Here is a 13,825-nt window from a genome sequence, read left to right as displayed (position 1 = left end):
ACTCGCGAAATGCGGGTCTTTTTCTTCTATAATGACGCGCTATAAGTAGATTTATCACCAAGCTGGTATACACTTTGCAGGCAATTCCTGAATAAGTGGCATTTGCCGCTGCCTTGCCATCTTGGTTGTTGAGAATTGATATAGGAAGACGACTTTGACTACTGAAAAGAAAACGATGAACATCTCTGAAATTCAAGAGCTACTACCTCATCGCTACCCATTCTTATTGATCGACCGTGTGATTGACTTCCAAGAAGAGAAGTACCTTCACGCAATTAAAAACGTGTCGGTTAACGAACCTCAGTTTACAGGTCACTTTCCACAGCTACCAGTATTCCCAGGCGTATTGATCTTGGAAGCGATGGCTCAGGCGACAGGCCTACTTGCATTTAAATCATTTGGTGCACCAACGGAAAACGAACTGTACTACTTCGCAAGTGTAGACGGTGCTAAGTTCCGTAAGCCAGTAGTACCAGGCGATCAAATGATTATTGAAGTAGAATTTCTGAAAGAGCGCCGTGGCATTGCTGCATTTAGCGGTGTAGCAAAAGTTGACGGCGAAGTGGTATGTTCAGCTGAGCTGAAGTGTGCTCGTCGAGAGTTTTAATATGATTCATGAAACCGCTAAAATCCACCCAGCAGCGGTGGTAGAAGAAGGCGCGAAAATTGGCGCTAACGTGACCGTTGGTCCTTTCACTTACATCACCTCTACGGTGGAGATTGGTGAAGGCACTGAAGTGATGTCTCACGTAGTGATCAAAGGCCACACCAAAATTGGTAAAGATAACCGCATTTTCCCACATGCTGTGATTGGTGAAGAGAACCAAGACAAGAAGTACGGTGGCGAAGATACAACAGTGGTTATTGGTGACCGCAACGTGATTCGTGAAGCGGTTCAAATTCACCGTGGTACGGTTCAAGATAAAGCAACAACAGTGATTGGTGATGATAACCTGCTGTGTGTTAACGCTCACATCGCACACGATGTTATCGTAGGTAACCACACTCACATTGGCAACAACGCGATCCTTGGTGGTCACGTAACGGTTGATGATCATGCTGGTGTTATGGCACTTTCTGCGATTCATCCGTTCTGTACTGTTGGTGCTTATGCTTACGTTGGCGGCTGTTCTGCCGTTGTTCAAGACGTACCAGCTTACGTACTCGCGCAAGGTAACCATGCGACGCCATTTGGTTTGAACTTGGTTGGCTTGAAGCGTAATGGTTTTGAAAAACCAGAGATTCGTGCACTACAGAAAGCGTATAAAGAAATCTACCGTTCAGGTAAGACTCTGGAAGAAGTAAAACCAATCCTAGCTGAAATGGCACAAGAGTGGCCAGCAGTGAAACGTTTCTCAGACATTCTGGAAACGACGGAACGTGGCATCATTCGTTAATCAACGAGTGAGCGGTTAAATAGAAAAGATCGCGCCCAAGCAGGGCTGCGGTCTTTTTGTGTTTTATGGATAACGGTTTATGTGAGAGAAAGTGCAAACCGTTATCCATAGCGCATAGGAAAAATAGCGAAGTAGATATGGAAAGACCATTACGTATCGGCATTATTGCCGGAGAATTGTCTGGCGACACGCTAGGTGAAGGCTTTATCAAAGCGGTGAAACAACAATACCCTGACGCGGAGTTCGTTGGTATTGGCGGTCCAAAGATGATCGCTCAAGGTTGTGAGTCTCTCTTCGATATGGAAGAGCTTGCTGTAATGGGCTTAGTAGAAGTTCTAGGACGCTTACCAAGACTGCTAAAAGTCAAAGCTGAGCTTGTTAAGTACTTTACTGATAACCCGCCAGATGTCTTTATTGGTATCGATGCACCAGATTTTAACTTGCGTGTTGAACTGGATTTGAAAAATGCAGGGATAAAAACCGTGCATTACGTGAGCCCTTCAGTTTGGGCTTGGCGTCAGAAGCGTATTTTCAAAATTGAAGCAGCAACCAATCTAGTGCTGGCATTCCTTCCGTTTGAAAAAGCGTTCTACGACAAATTCAATGTACCTTGTGAATTCATTGGTCATACTCTCGCAGATGCGATTCCACTGCAATCAGACAAAACGCCTGCTCGCGAGCTATTGGGTCTAGAACAAGATAAGCGATGGCTAGCGGTGCTTCCGGGGAGTCGTGGTAGTGAGCTGAAAATGCTCTCTCAACCCTTCATTGAAACGTGTAAAAAACTCCATCAGAAATTCTCAGATCTTGGTTTTGTCGTTGCGTTAGTAAATCAAAAACGTCGTGAGCAATTCGAACAAGCGTGGAAAGAATACGCTCCAGAATTGGACTTTAAGTTGGTGGATGATACAGCGCGTAACGTAATTACGGCTTCAGACGCGGTGATGTTGGCTTCCGGTACCGTTGCCTTAGAATGCATGTTACTTAAGCGTCCGATGGTGGTGGGTTATCGTGTGAACGCTATGACGGCATTTCTTGCTAAACGCTTGCTGAAGACGAAATACGTATCGCTACCGAATATTTTGGCTGATACCGAATTGGTCAAAGAATATCTGCAAGAGGATTGCACACCGGATAATTTATTCAACGAAGTGTCTCGCTTGCTAGAAAGTGACAACCAAGAAATGTTGGATAAGTTCACTGAAATGCACCACTGGATCCGTAAAGATGCGGACCAACAAGCCGCAAATGCGGTTCTAAAATTGATTGAAAAATAGAGATTTATCATGGCTGTTAAACCAAAAGCGACCAAAACCAAAGTTGAACTACCACCGTTTGAATATCCACAAGGCTATCAATTGGTTGCCGGTGTTGATGAGGTAGGACGCGGTCCTTTGGTTGGCGATGTCGTGACTGCGGCAGTGATCTTAGATCCGAATAACCCAATTGAGGGTTTGAACGATTCTAAAAAACTGAGCGAGAAAAAACGCATGGCGCTGCTGCCAGAAATCAAAGAGAAAGCGTTGGCTTGGTCAGTAGGGCGCTGCTCTCCAGAAGAAATTGACGAGCTAAACATCCTGCAAGCGACGATGGTTGCTATGCAACGTGCGATCGCTGGTTTGGAAGTGCAGCCAGACTTAGCTCTTATCGACGGCAACCGTTGCCCGCAACTTCCGATGGACTCGCAAGCCGTCGTGAAGGGCGATTTGCGTGTTGCTGAAATCAGTGCTGCTTCTATCATTGCGAAAGTCGTTCGTGACCAAGAAATGGAAGAGTTAGACAAGCAATACCCACAATTTGGTTTTGCTAAGCACAAAGGTTACCCAACCAAAGCGCACTTTGAAGCAATTGAACAACACGGTGTGATCAGTGAGCATCGTAAGAGCTTCAAACCAGTAAAGAAAGCGCTCGGCATCGAAGAATAAGCCAAAGTAGTATAACGGGCATATCGGTGTTATAAACCATGCCCGCTTTAGGTTAGAATCCCAAACAAGATTTAGTTTTACGGTACCTGTTAATGTCAGATCCTAAGTTCATTCACCTTCGAATCCACAGTGATTTCTCGATGGTGGATGGTATCAACAAAGTTCCACCGCTCGTTAAGAAAGTCGCCGAGCTCGGCATGCCAGCAATGGCGTTGACCGATTTCACTAACCTATGTGGTTTGGTGAAATACTACGGCACTGCGCACGGCAGTGGTGTGAAACCAATCATCGGCGCAGATTTCAAAATGCAATCGGATGAGTTTGGTGAGGAACTGACGCAACTGACCCTATTAGCTGCAGATAACTTAGGTTACAAAAACCTGACCTTATTGATCTCTAAAGCCTACCTTCGTGGTCACGTACAACACCAACCTGTGATTGATAAAGCTTGGTTAGCCGAGCTGTCAGAAGGTGTGATCGTATTGTCTGGCGCGAAAAATGGTGAAATTGGTAAAGCGTTACTTAAGGGTAACCGCAAAGTGGTGGAAAGCTGTGTAGCGTTCTACCAAGAATATTTCCCAGACCGTTTCTATTTAGAGTTGGTTCGTACTGGTCGTTCCGACGAAGAGACTTACCTGCACTTTGCCATCGAATTGGCAGAAGAAACGCAATTGCCAGTAGTCGCGACCAACGAAGTGGTCTTTATCAGCGAAGATTTATTTGACGCTCATGAAATTCGCGTTGCGATCCATGACGGCTATACGTTAGAAGATCCGCGCCGTCCAAAGAACTACAGCCCAGAACAATACCTGCGTACTGAAGAGGAAATGTGCGAGCTGTTTGCCGACATTCCGGAAGCACTAGAAAACAGTGTCGAAATTGCCAAGCGCTGTAACGTCACAGTACGTCTTGGCGAATACTTCCTCCCTGCTTTCCCAACCGAGGGTATGGAAGAGACTGATTTCTTGGTCATGAAGTCTCGTGAAGGTCTGGAAGAGCGTCTAGAGTTCCTATTCCCAGATGAGGAAGAGCGCAAGCAACGTCGTCCTGAATACGATGATCGTCTACAAATCGAACTCGACGTAATCAACCAAATGGGATTCCCAGGTTACTTCTTGATCGTAATGGAGTTCATTCAGTGGTCGAAAGACAACGCGATTCCGGTAGGTCCGGGTCGTGGTTCGGGTGCTGGTTCTTTGGTGGCATACGCATTAAAAATCACCGATCTTGATCCGTTAGAATATGACCTTCTATTCGAACGTTTCTTGAACCCAGAACGTGTATCCATGCCCGATTTTGACGTCGACTTCTGTATGGATAAACGTGACCAAGTAATTGATCACGTAGCAGAAATGTACGGTCGTGATGCGGTATCACAGATCATCACCTTCGGTACCATGGCGGCAAAAGCGGTAATTCGCGACGTAGGTCGTGTACTGGGGCATCCGTTTGGTTTTGTAGACCGCATCTCCAAACTGGTACCGCCTGATCCGGGTATGACTCTGGAGAAAGCGTTTAAAGCTGAGCCAGCACTGCCTGAGTTGTATGATGCTGACGAAGAAGTTAAAGAACTGATCGATATGTGTCGCATCCTAGAAGGTTGTACACGTAACGCAGGTAAGCACGCGGGTGGTGTTGTAATCTCACCAACCACAATTACAGACTTCGCCCCGATTTATGCTGACTCGGAAGGTCACTTCCCAGTTACTCAGTTCGATAAGAACGACGTTGAAACCGCTGGTTTGGTTAAGTTTGACTTCTTGGGTCTGCGTACCTTAACCATCATCGACTGGGCGTTGGGTCTGATTAACCCGCGTCTAGAACGTGAAGGCAAAGATCCTGTTCGCATCGAATCGATTCCACTGGATGATGCGGCGTCATTCCGTTTGCTGCAAAACTCAGAAACCACTGCGGTATTCCAGCTTGAATCGCGCGGTATGAAAGAGCTGATTAAACGTCTGCAACCGGACTGTTTTGAAGACATCATCGCATTGGTGGCACTGTTCCGCCCAGGGCCGCTTCAGTCGGGCATGGTAGATAACTTTATCGACCGTAAGCACGGTCGTGAGGCGATCTCTTATCCTGATGAAAAGTGGCAACACGAATCGCTTAAAGAGATTCTGGATCCGACTTACGGCATCATCCTGTATCAAGAACAGGTAATGCAGATCGCACAGGTACTGTCTGGCTACACCCTTGGTGGTGCGGACATGCTTCGTCGTGCGATGGGTAAGAAAAAACCGGAAGAGATGGCGAAACAGCGTGCTACCTTCGAAGAGGGGGCAATTGCCAACGGCGTCGATGGCGAGTTGGCGATGAAGATCTTCGACTTGGTAGAGAAGTTCGCGGGTTACGGCTTTAACAAATCTCACTCGGCAGCCTACGCACTGGTTTCGTACCAAACGCTATGGCTGAAGATGCACTATCCAGCGGAATTCATGGCAGCGGTAATGACTGCCGATATGGATAACACTGAGAAAGTGGTTGGCTTAGTTGACGAATGTTTCCGCATGAAGCTCACCGTGCTTCCGCCTGACATCAATGCCGGCTTGTACCGCTTTAACGTAGACGAGAATGGCGCGATTGTTTATGGCATCGGCGCGATTAAAGGTGTGGGTGAAGGTCCAATCGATGCGATCTTGGAAGCGCGCAACAAAGGCGGTCACTTCATCGACCTATTTGATTTTTGTGCGCGAATCGACCTGAAAAAGGTCAACAAACGTGTCATCGAAAAGCTGATTTACGCAGGCGCACTCGATAGACTGGGTCCACACCGTGCGGCACTAATGGCATCGCTTAATGACGCGGTGAAAGCGGCAAGCCAACACCACCAAGCGGAAGCATTTGGTCAAACGGATATGTTCGGTGTATTGACCGATGCTCCGGAAGAGGTGGAGCACAAATATACTCAGGTGCCAGCATGGCCAGAGAAAGTATGGTTAGAGGGTGAACGTGAGACGCTCGGTTTATATTTGACCGGGCACCCAGTTAACGCATACATAAAGGAACTAAATAAGTACGTTAGTTGTCGACTAAAAGACGCAACCCCAACTCGTCGTGATCAATCCGTGACAGTCGCGGGTTTGGTGATTGCAGCTCGTGTTATGACAACCAAGCGCGGTACACGAATCGGTATCATGACTCTGGACGACCGAAGTGGTCGAATGGAGGTGATGTTGTTCTCGGATGCGCTTGATAGGTATGCAGAACTTCTCGAAAAAGATAAAATTTTGGTTGTTTCTGGACAGGTCAGCTTTGATGACTTCAACGGTGGCCTTAAAATGTCGGCGCGTGAAGTTATGGATCTGGGTACTGCGCGTGAGAAATATGCACGTGGTTTGTCAGTATCAATTGATGCTAAACAGATTAACGATAAATTCTTTGAGCAATTTACTCGTATTTTAGAACCGCACAAAGCCGGAACCGTACCTGTCAATGTATACTACCAGCGTGCCGACGCCAGAGCGCGGTTAACATTGGGCACCGAATGGCGAGTAACGCCAAGTGATACATTACTAGACGATTTAAAACAGTTACTTGGTAAGAGCCAAGTAGAACTCGAATTTAACTAAAAAATTCAGCGCAATACGTAAGACGCTGAGTCAAAAAGGATTCATAGATGAGCCTAAACTTTCTTGAATTTGAAAAGCCAATTGCAGAACTAGAAGCGAAAATTGAAGCGCTACGTGACGTATCTCGTCACGGTGGTGATTCTGCAATTGACCTTGATAAAGAAATCGAACAGCTTGAGAAGAAGAGCCTAGAGCTTAAGAAGAAAACCTTCAGCGACCTAGGTGCATGGGAAACAGCTCAACTGGCTCGTCACCCTTTACGTCCATACACGCTAGACTATATTCAGCACGTATTCGAAGAGTTTGATGAGCTTGCGGGTGACCGCGCGTTCGCAGACGACAAAGCGATCGTTGGTGGTATTGCACGTCTTGAAGGTCGTCCTGTGATGATCATTGGTCACCAAAAAGGTCGTGAAACTAAAGAAAAAGTAAAACGTAACTTTGGTATGCCAAAGCCTGAAGGTTACCGTAAAGCACTGCGTTTGATGGAAATGGCTGAGCGTTTCAACATGCCAATCATCACTTTCATCGACACAGCAGGTGCATACCCAGGTGTTGGCGCTGAAGAGCGTGGTCAATCAGAAGCTATCGCGAAGAACCTTAAAGTGATGTCTGGTCTTAAAGTACCAGTAATCTGTAACGTTGTTGGTGAAGGCGGTTCTGGTGGTGCACTCGCTATTGGTGTTGGTGACTACGTAAACATGCTTCAGTACTCAACGTATTCAGTAATCTCTCCGGAAGGTTGTGCTTCAATTCTATGGCGTGATTCAGACAAAGCGCCTCAAGCAGCAGAAGCAATGGGTCTAACAGCTCCGCGCCTAAAAGAGCTTGAGCTTATTGACGAAATCATTGAAGAGCCGCTAGGTGGCGCGCACCGCGACCACGTTCAAATGGCTGCAAACATGAAAGCTAACTTGCTTCGTCAGCTAGAAGACCTTGAGCAACTAGACCACGAAACGCTACTAGAGCGTCGTTACCAACGTCTAATGAACTACGGTTACTGCTAAGCGCTAGCTGATATCTCGCAAGATAACAGATAAAATAGAAAGGGTTGGGCATATGCCTAACCCTTTTTTGTTTCTATCGGATGGCTTATGGAATCGCTTTACTCGCATTTTGCTCAAGTTCTCGACCGCTATTTTCAACCAGATACAAAGATTGTCTTGGCGTTTAGCGGCGGGGTTGATTCGCGTCTGCTACTTGAGCTACTCAGTCGTTATCAGCAAGTGAACTCAACTGAATCTAAGTTACTCAGGTGTCAGGCGGTATACGTTCATCATGGTTTAAGTTCGAATGCCGATGATTGGGCAGACAAATGCTTGCTATGGGCAAAACATGTGAACATTCCATGCACTGTTGAACGGGTTGAGTTAGACATCAACAGCGGTGAAAGTATCGAGTTGTTGGCACGTGAAGCTCGTTACCAAGCCTTAGAAAAGCATATCCAAATGGGTGACTTATTGCTGACAGGGCAACATGCCGATGACCAAGTGGAAACCTTCTTGTTAGCACTTAAACGAGGCAGTGGACCAAAGGGGTTATCAGCAATGGCTGAAAGCATGCCGTTTGCTGGTGGCATATTAGTTCGTCCGTTGCTGACCGTTAAACGAGAGCAAATCGAAGCGGCAGCCAGAGAGCAAAAACTGGACTGGGTAGAAGACGAAAGTAACCAAGATATTCGTTACGACCGTAACTTCCTCCGTCATCGAATTGTGCCTGAGTTATCTGAACGTTGGCCGAGTGTCCATCAAGCCGTTCAGCGCAGTGCGAGTTTATGCGCGCAACAAGAAGCCTTGTTGGATGAACTGCTAGGAGCGGCATTTGAGTGTGTTTTGCAAACTGATCTCAGCGTGAGTATTGAAGCACTCAATGAACACAGTGAACTCGCGCGGGCAAGGCTTATCCGAATGTGGCTAGCAAAACTTGCAGTCAACATGCCGACGCAGGTGCAACTCAATCTGATTTGGAGTGAAGTCGCTTTGGCGCAACAAGATGCCAACCCAAAGCTCAAGCTCAAACAAGGCGAAGTGCGCCGCTTTCAACATCGTCTTTACTGGGTGAAAGAAAGTGTCGATGTCACAACATGGCACAGCGAAATTCAGCTCGATACACGGTTGGTACTGCCCGAACATTTAGGAGAGTTGATGCTAAGCACAAGCTCAGATAACGCGACAATAGCGTTACCGTCTCAGCCAGATCTGCTCAGAGTGACGTTTAATCCAGAGGGGCTTTCTGTGCACCCAACCACGCGGAATCACAGTCGTAAGCTGAAAAAGTTGTTTCAAGAGTACAATGTGCCAAGTTGGCTACGTCGTCAAATTCCGATTTTGATGTACCAAAATCAGGTAGTCGCCGTTGGAGATTTGTTTGTTGATCAGGCTTTCAGTGGCCAAGACTGTGAACTTATCTGGCGCAAGTCGTTGTAATTCATGCCACAATATCGAATATAAAAAACAGATACTTAAATAAAAACGATTAGGTGAAGCAATGAAGAAAACAATCATGGGCGCAATGGTGGCGCTAACCATGTTGAGTGGGCAAGCACTGGCTGCTGGAGATGCAGCGGCAGGACAAGCGAAAGCTGCTGTGTGTGCCGCTTGTCATGGCGCGGATGGTATCGCGGTGATTCCGGGGTATCCAAATCTGAAAGGGCAGAACGAGCAATACATTGAAAGCTCGATCAAAGCGTATAAAGCGGGTCAACGTACCGGCGGTCTTGCGCCTGTGATGCAAGCACAAGCGAACTTGCTCTCTGACGAGGATATTGCGAACTTGGCGGCATACTATGCGAGCTTAAAATAGGTACGAACAATAAGTTACGTTAAGCCAGAGTTTTTGCTCTGGCTTTTTGCTATTGACGAACACAACGTATGGTCTCAGTCACTTTGTATTTTGTTGCGTTCTTCGTCAAATAAACTCCATCAGTGTCAGGATTTTCAGTCGCTTGGTAATAACAAGGATTGAATGTTGTGGGACGCTAACCGATAATATGCGCAAACGATTGAAGCTTAAGGGATGAACATGAAAAAGATTGAAGCGATTATCAAGCCATTCAAATTGGATGATGTTCGAGAAGCATTGGCTGAAGTAGGCATTACAGGGATGACCGTCTCTGAAGTGAAAGGCTTTGGTCGCCAAAAAGGGCACACTGAGTTGTACCGTGGCGCAGAGTACATGGTGGATTTTCTGCCTAAAGTGAAGCTAGAAATCGTTGTGACTGAAGACGTTGCAGACAAGTGCGTAGAAACTATCATCGAAACAGCGCAAACGGGCAAGATTGGTGATGGTAAGATTTTCGTGACCGACGTAGAACGCGTAGTACGTATCCGTACAGGTGAAGAAGACGAAGACGCAATCTAACTCCGTCGAGATAGAATTAAGATTTCACTTCATTATGTGGTGAAAATTTGAGTAAGCTAAAAGGGAGCCGCGCATGGCTCCTTTTTTATTATTCGCATTTTATACCCAAGTAACCTCGAGATGCGTAGTTCAGCGAAAGTGACTTGGTTTGTAGAAGCGGCAACGTTCTGAATTCTGCATCTTGAAGCCACTCGGGTATATATGTGACATTTTTGTGTTTAGGTAGGTTTATGTATCAGCGTTTTGCTTTTGCGTTAGTTTTTCTCATTATCGCTGGGTTTGTGAGTTTTCAGGTCATTTTCACCGTGCCAGAACAGCCGCAAATTATTACTCAAACAGGGGCGAATATTACTCAAAACATCCGTTGTATGGAGTTTGATAAACCGCAAGCGCTCGATAAGGACGGTGAATTAAATGTCTTGGTGTGGAATATCTATAAACAGAACCGTGATAACTGGCAACAAGCATTGGATATGTTTTCTGCCAATAAACAACTGTTGCTTCTACAAGAAGCGAGCTTAACAGATGAGTTTAAGAATTGGTTGGTAGAAGGGCATTGGGTGAGTAATCAAGTCAGTGCGTTCAAAGCATTGGGCAGCGGTGCTGGTGTGATTAGCATTGCTCAGCAAGCGCCAATCCGAGCTTGTGCGTATACATCGAAAGAGCCGTGGCTGCGTTTGCCGAAATCTGCGCTGTACAGCAAATATCAGCTGAGCAATGGTCAAACTTTGGCAGTCGTGAACATTCATGCAATTAACTTTACCGTGGGCACTGATGAATACACATCGCAGTTGTCTGCGTTAGAGATGGTATTGAAGGAGCACCAAGGTCCAATTCTGTTTGCTGGGGATTTTAATAGCTGGAGTGAAGAACGTGTCGCTGCGATGAAAAAGGCGTTACAAAAAGCGCATCTTCAAGAGGCTAAGTTTAACCAAGATGACCGAACTCAATTCATTACGGGATTGCCACTTGACCATGTTTTTTATCGTGGTCTGACCCTCAAAAATGCGAAAGCGCCGCAGAGCGACGCTTCCGATCATAATCCACTGTTGGTGTCATTTATGCTCAACGATGAGCGCTGACAGCGTTAAGTTCGCTTGAGGACTTAAGTAATAACGATGTACAGTGCCCAAATCACGTAGAATGCAATCCAAGGCAGGCTCGAAATCACAAGAGCCTGTCCGCGTTCAAACTCAGTCCAAGTTAGAACCACGCCATAACCTAATACAATGTACCAAGGCAGCAATAGCGGTAGTGAGCTTGCAAAATGTGACCATTCGTTGGTTAACGGCAGTTTCAACAGACCGTTAAGACTGTTTAGGTCTGCAGCGTAAGTCATCACTTCACCGTGTTTCAAAAGTAGGCTCGCGTAGCTGGCAATGTCACCCAGTACAGCAGGGAATAGAATTGCGCTTGAAGCGGCAAACCATTTCCAGTAACCGTATTGTTGTTTGCTCGCTTTTGTCGCTAGAAGGAACCAAAGCGACAGTAGAAGTAGCGTTGCAAAACGGTTAAACACGTCATTGATAATGGCACTTGCCATCAGCGTGTTCGGCTCCAACAGTTCAATCTGTTTAGGATCGATCTGTTGGAACTGAGCGGTTAATTGTTCACTCAACCAAGTGAAATCCACATTCGAGAAATAGGCACCCCAAAACAGGAATGGGCTGATCATCAAGAAGATGAACGGTTGCCACCCCCAGCCTCCACGCTGATACAGCGCCAAGAAGCACGATGTTGGAGATCGGAAAATATCCAACAACATTACAAGCGGGTTACTCGATGGGTTCATACACTTACCTTAGTTACGTCAACATACAACTTAAGCTTCTGACCTGGTTTCAGGTACTTCTGCTTTTGAAGAGAATTCCATTTCACGATGTCGTTACTCTTCACCTTAAACTTGCTTGCAATACCACTGATGGTGTCGCCTGAGCGTACGTTGTAGAACACAGTGCGAATTACCGCACCTTTGTCTGAGTTCTTCCAAATCACCAGTTTTTGACCGACGCGCAGTGTGTCTTTTGGTCCCATACCGTTCCATTTCGCAAGGGATTTATGAGAGACCTTGTTCTCACGCGCGATAGACCACAAGCTCTCGCCAGATTGGACGGTGTGCGTCAATTTGTATTGACCACGAGCTTGAGATTGCATTTTGTTGAGGCGATTTTCAGCACTTAAAGCGTACTTAGAATCGTCTTTTGTTGACGTTGGGATCATCAGGTACTGACCAACGCGGATATTGTTGTTTGATAAACCATTAGCACGTTGGATAACTTTCGTTGTCGTGCCGTACTTTTGGGCGAGCACGCTGAGTGAGTCACCAGACTTCACTTTGTAGCGTGCTACTTTAACCCCTTTACCACGGTTCTTTTTCACTTGGGCAAGGAACTGATCCTTTTTCTCAATAGGAATAAGAAGTTGATGTGGTCCTTCTGGGGCGGTAGACCATTGGTTGTAAGCAGGGTTGTAACCTTGTAGCTCTTTTACGCCAATGCCTGCGTAATCAGCAGCAATCGCAAGATCGAGTTGCTCTTTCGGATCAACAAGTGTCAGTACTGGTTTGTTTGGGATCGGTGGGATCTCGATGCCGTACTTATCTTGGTTAGCGACGATGTCGGCAAGAGCAAGGAGCTTAGGAACGTAACTGCTTGTCTCCTTTGGAAGATCCAAAGAGAAGAAGTCTGTTGGCTTACCAAGCTTTTTGTTCTTACGAATGGCACTTGATACACGACCACCACCACTGTTGTACGCCGCGATAGCATGATCCCAGTTACCATCAAAGCGCTTGCTTTGTTGCTCTAGGTAATCGAGTGCAGCATTAGTTGACGCGTACACGTCGCGACGACCGTCGTACCAGTAGTTTTGCTCTAGTCCCATCATTTTGCCCGTACCAGGCACGAACTGCCAAAGCCCTGCTGCGCTGCCGTGCGAGTATGCAAACGCATCAAACGAGCTCTCTACCACAGGCAAAAGCGCCAACTCCATTGGCAGTCCACGTTCTTCGATGCGTTTTGTAATCATGTACAAAAACGGCTGTGCACGTTCTGAAACGGTGCGCAGGTGGCTAGGGTGCTTCAAATACCATGTGCGGTAGTAAGCAATTTTCTTGTTGTCTGGGATGTCCATCTCAAGTTGCATGCCGATACGTCGCCATACATCTTTTTGTTCCTGAGGAGAAAGGGCTTTTGGGGTCTCTTTAGCAGATTTCTTTGCTATTGATTGCTTTTTCTCGGAGTCCGTTTGAGCCGCATCTTGTTTTACTGCTTGCTCGGACTTATTGGTTTCTGGTGCTGGAGTGTTTGTTGAATCTGACTGAGTCAATTGACAGCCAGAAAGTAATAACGCCAACGCCCAACTGTACTTTAAACGCATGGATTCAGCCTATTTAGGGCCTGTTTATCTTCTCCTGCCTGTCGCGCAGCTAAGGTGCGTGGCAGTCGCAAGATAATAGACATCTTGTAACACTAACTAAAAGTAGGGCACATAGCCGCTACTGTATGCGTTTGGGTGAAATACAAACTGCTTTATATCAGCCCCTAAACGCAATAGAAGCGCCAGAGGCGCTTCT

The 13,825-nt window shown here is 46.5% G+C and carries 12 protein-coding genes; 10 read left to right on the top strand and 2 right to left on the bottom strand.

The window, feature by feature from the left end; genetic code table 11:
• Positions 1-154: 154 nt before the first annotated feature.
• The 10 genes from fabZ (at position 155) to J4N44_RS12745 (ending at position 11,336) form a co-directional block, all read left to right on the top strand.
• Positions 155-607, top strand: coding sequence for a 3-hydroxyacyl-ACP dehydratase FabZ (gene fabZ / locus J4N44_RS12790; RefSeq protein WP_005430234.1), 453 nt, complete (start codon positions 155-157; stop codon positions 605-607).
• Between the two features lies 1 nt (position 608).
• On the top strand, positions 609-1,397 hold the full coding sequence (gene lpxA / locus J4N44_RS12785) for an acyl-ACP--UDP-N-acetylglucosamine O-acyltransferase (protein ID WP_005446164.1): 789 nt from the start codon (positions 609-611) through the stop codon (positions 1,395-1,397).
• Positions 1,398-1,534: 137 nt separating this feature from the next.
• On the top strand, positions 1,535-2,674 hold the full coding sequence (lpxB, locus tag J4N44_RS12780) for a lipid-A-disaccharide synthase (protein ID WP_005446162.1): 1,140 nt from the start codon (positions 1,535-1,537) through the stop codon (positions 2,672-2,674).
• A gap of 9 nt (positions 2,675-2,683) precedes the next feature.
• Positions 2,684-3,322 (top strand): ribonuclease HII, encoded by a 639-nt coding sequence (gene rnhB / locus J4N44_RS12775; RefSeq protein WP_005446160.1) that lies wholly within the window; start codon positions 2,684-2,686, stop codon positions 3,320-3,322.
• Positions 3,323-3,414: 92 nt separating this feature from the next.
• Positions 3,415-6,894, top strand: a complete 3,480-nt coding sequence (dnaE, locus tag J4N44_RS12770; protein WP_049535657.1) for a DNA polymerase III subunit alpha — start codon at positions 3,415-3,417, stop codon at positions 6,892-6,894.
• A 47-nt stretch (positions 6,895-6,941) separates the two neighbouring features.
• Positions 6,942-7,901 (top strand): acetyl-CoA carboxylase carboxyl transferase subunit alpha, encoded by a 960-nt coding sequence (accA, locus tag J4N44_RS12765; RefSeq protein WP_005446156.1) that lies wholly within the window; start codon positions 6,942-6,944, stop codon positions 7,899-7,901.
• Positions 7,902-7,988: 87 nt separating this feature from the next.
• Positions 7,989-9,320, top strand: a complete 1,332-nt coding sequence (gene tilS / locus J4N44_RS12760) for a tRNA lysidine(34) synthetase TilS (RefSeq protein WP_252044518.1) — start codon at positions 7,989-7,991, stop codon at positions 9,318-9,320.
• Between the two features lie 61 nt (positions 9,321-9,381).
• Positions 9,382-9,696 carry a c-type cytochrome gene (locus J4N44_RS12755; protein WP_005446152.1) on the top strand — a complete coding sequence of 105 codons (315 nt, stop codon included), beginning with the start codon at positions 9,382-9,384 and terminating at the stop codon, positions 9,694-9,696.
• A gap of 219 nt (positions 9,697-9,915) precedes the next feature.
• On the top strand, positions 9,916-10,254 hold the full coding sequence (gene glnB / locus J4N44_RS12750) for a nitrogen regulatory protein P-II (RefSeq protein ID WP_005436810.1): 339 nt from the start codon (positions 9,916-9,918) through the stop codon (positions 10,252-10,254).
• A 230-nt stretch (positions 10,255-10,484) separates the two neighbouring features.
• Positions 10,485-11,336: an endonuclease/exonuclease/phosphatase family protein gene (locus J4N44_RS12745; protein WP_239923277.1), complete on the top strand. Its 852-nt coding sequence runs from the start codon at positions 10,485-10,487 to the stop codon at positions 11,334-11,336.
• 23 nt (positions 11,337-11,359) lie between these two features.
• Here the strand turns inward: J4N44_RS12745 and J4N44_RS12740 are convergent, their stop codons facing one another.
• Positions 11,360-12,046: a YIP1 family protein gene (locus J4N44_RS12740; protein ID WP_005446147.1), complete on the bottom strand. Its 687-nt coding sequence runs from the start codon at positions 12,044-12,046 to the stop codon at positions 11,360-11,362.
• Positions 12,043-13,629 carry a lytic transglycosylase gene (locus tag J4N44_RS12735; RefSeq protein ID WP_005446145.1) on the bottom strand — a complete coding sequence of 529 codons (1,587 nt, stop codon included), beginning with the start codon at positions 13,627-13,629 and terminating at the stop codon, positions 12,043-12,045. The genes J4N44_RS12740 and J4N44_RS12735 overlap by 4 nt, the downstream gene beginning before the upstream one ends.
• Between the last annotated feature and the right edge of the window lie 196 nt (positions 13,630-13,825).

The sequence above is a fragment of the Vibrio sp. SCSIO 43155 genome (genome assembly GCF_023716605.1).
Lineage (GTDB): Bacteria > Pseudomonadota > Gammaproteobacteria > Enterobacterales > Vibrionaceae > Vibrio > Vibrio harveyi.
Note: the sequence above shows the minus strand (reverse complement) of the source record. Positions and strands in the feature narration are given on the sequence as shown.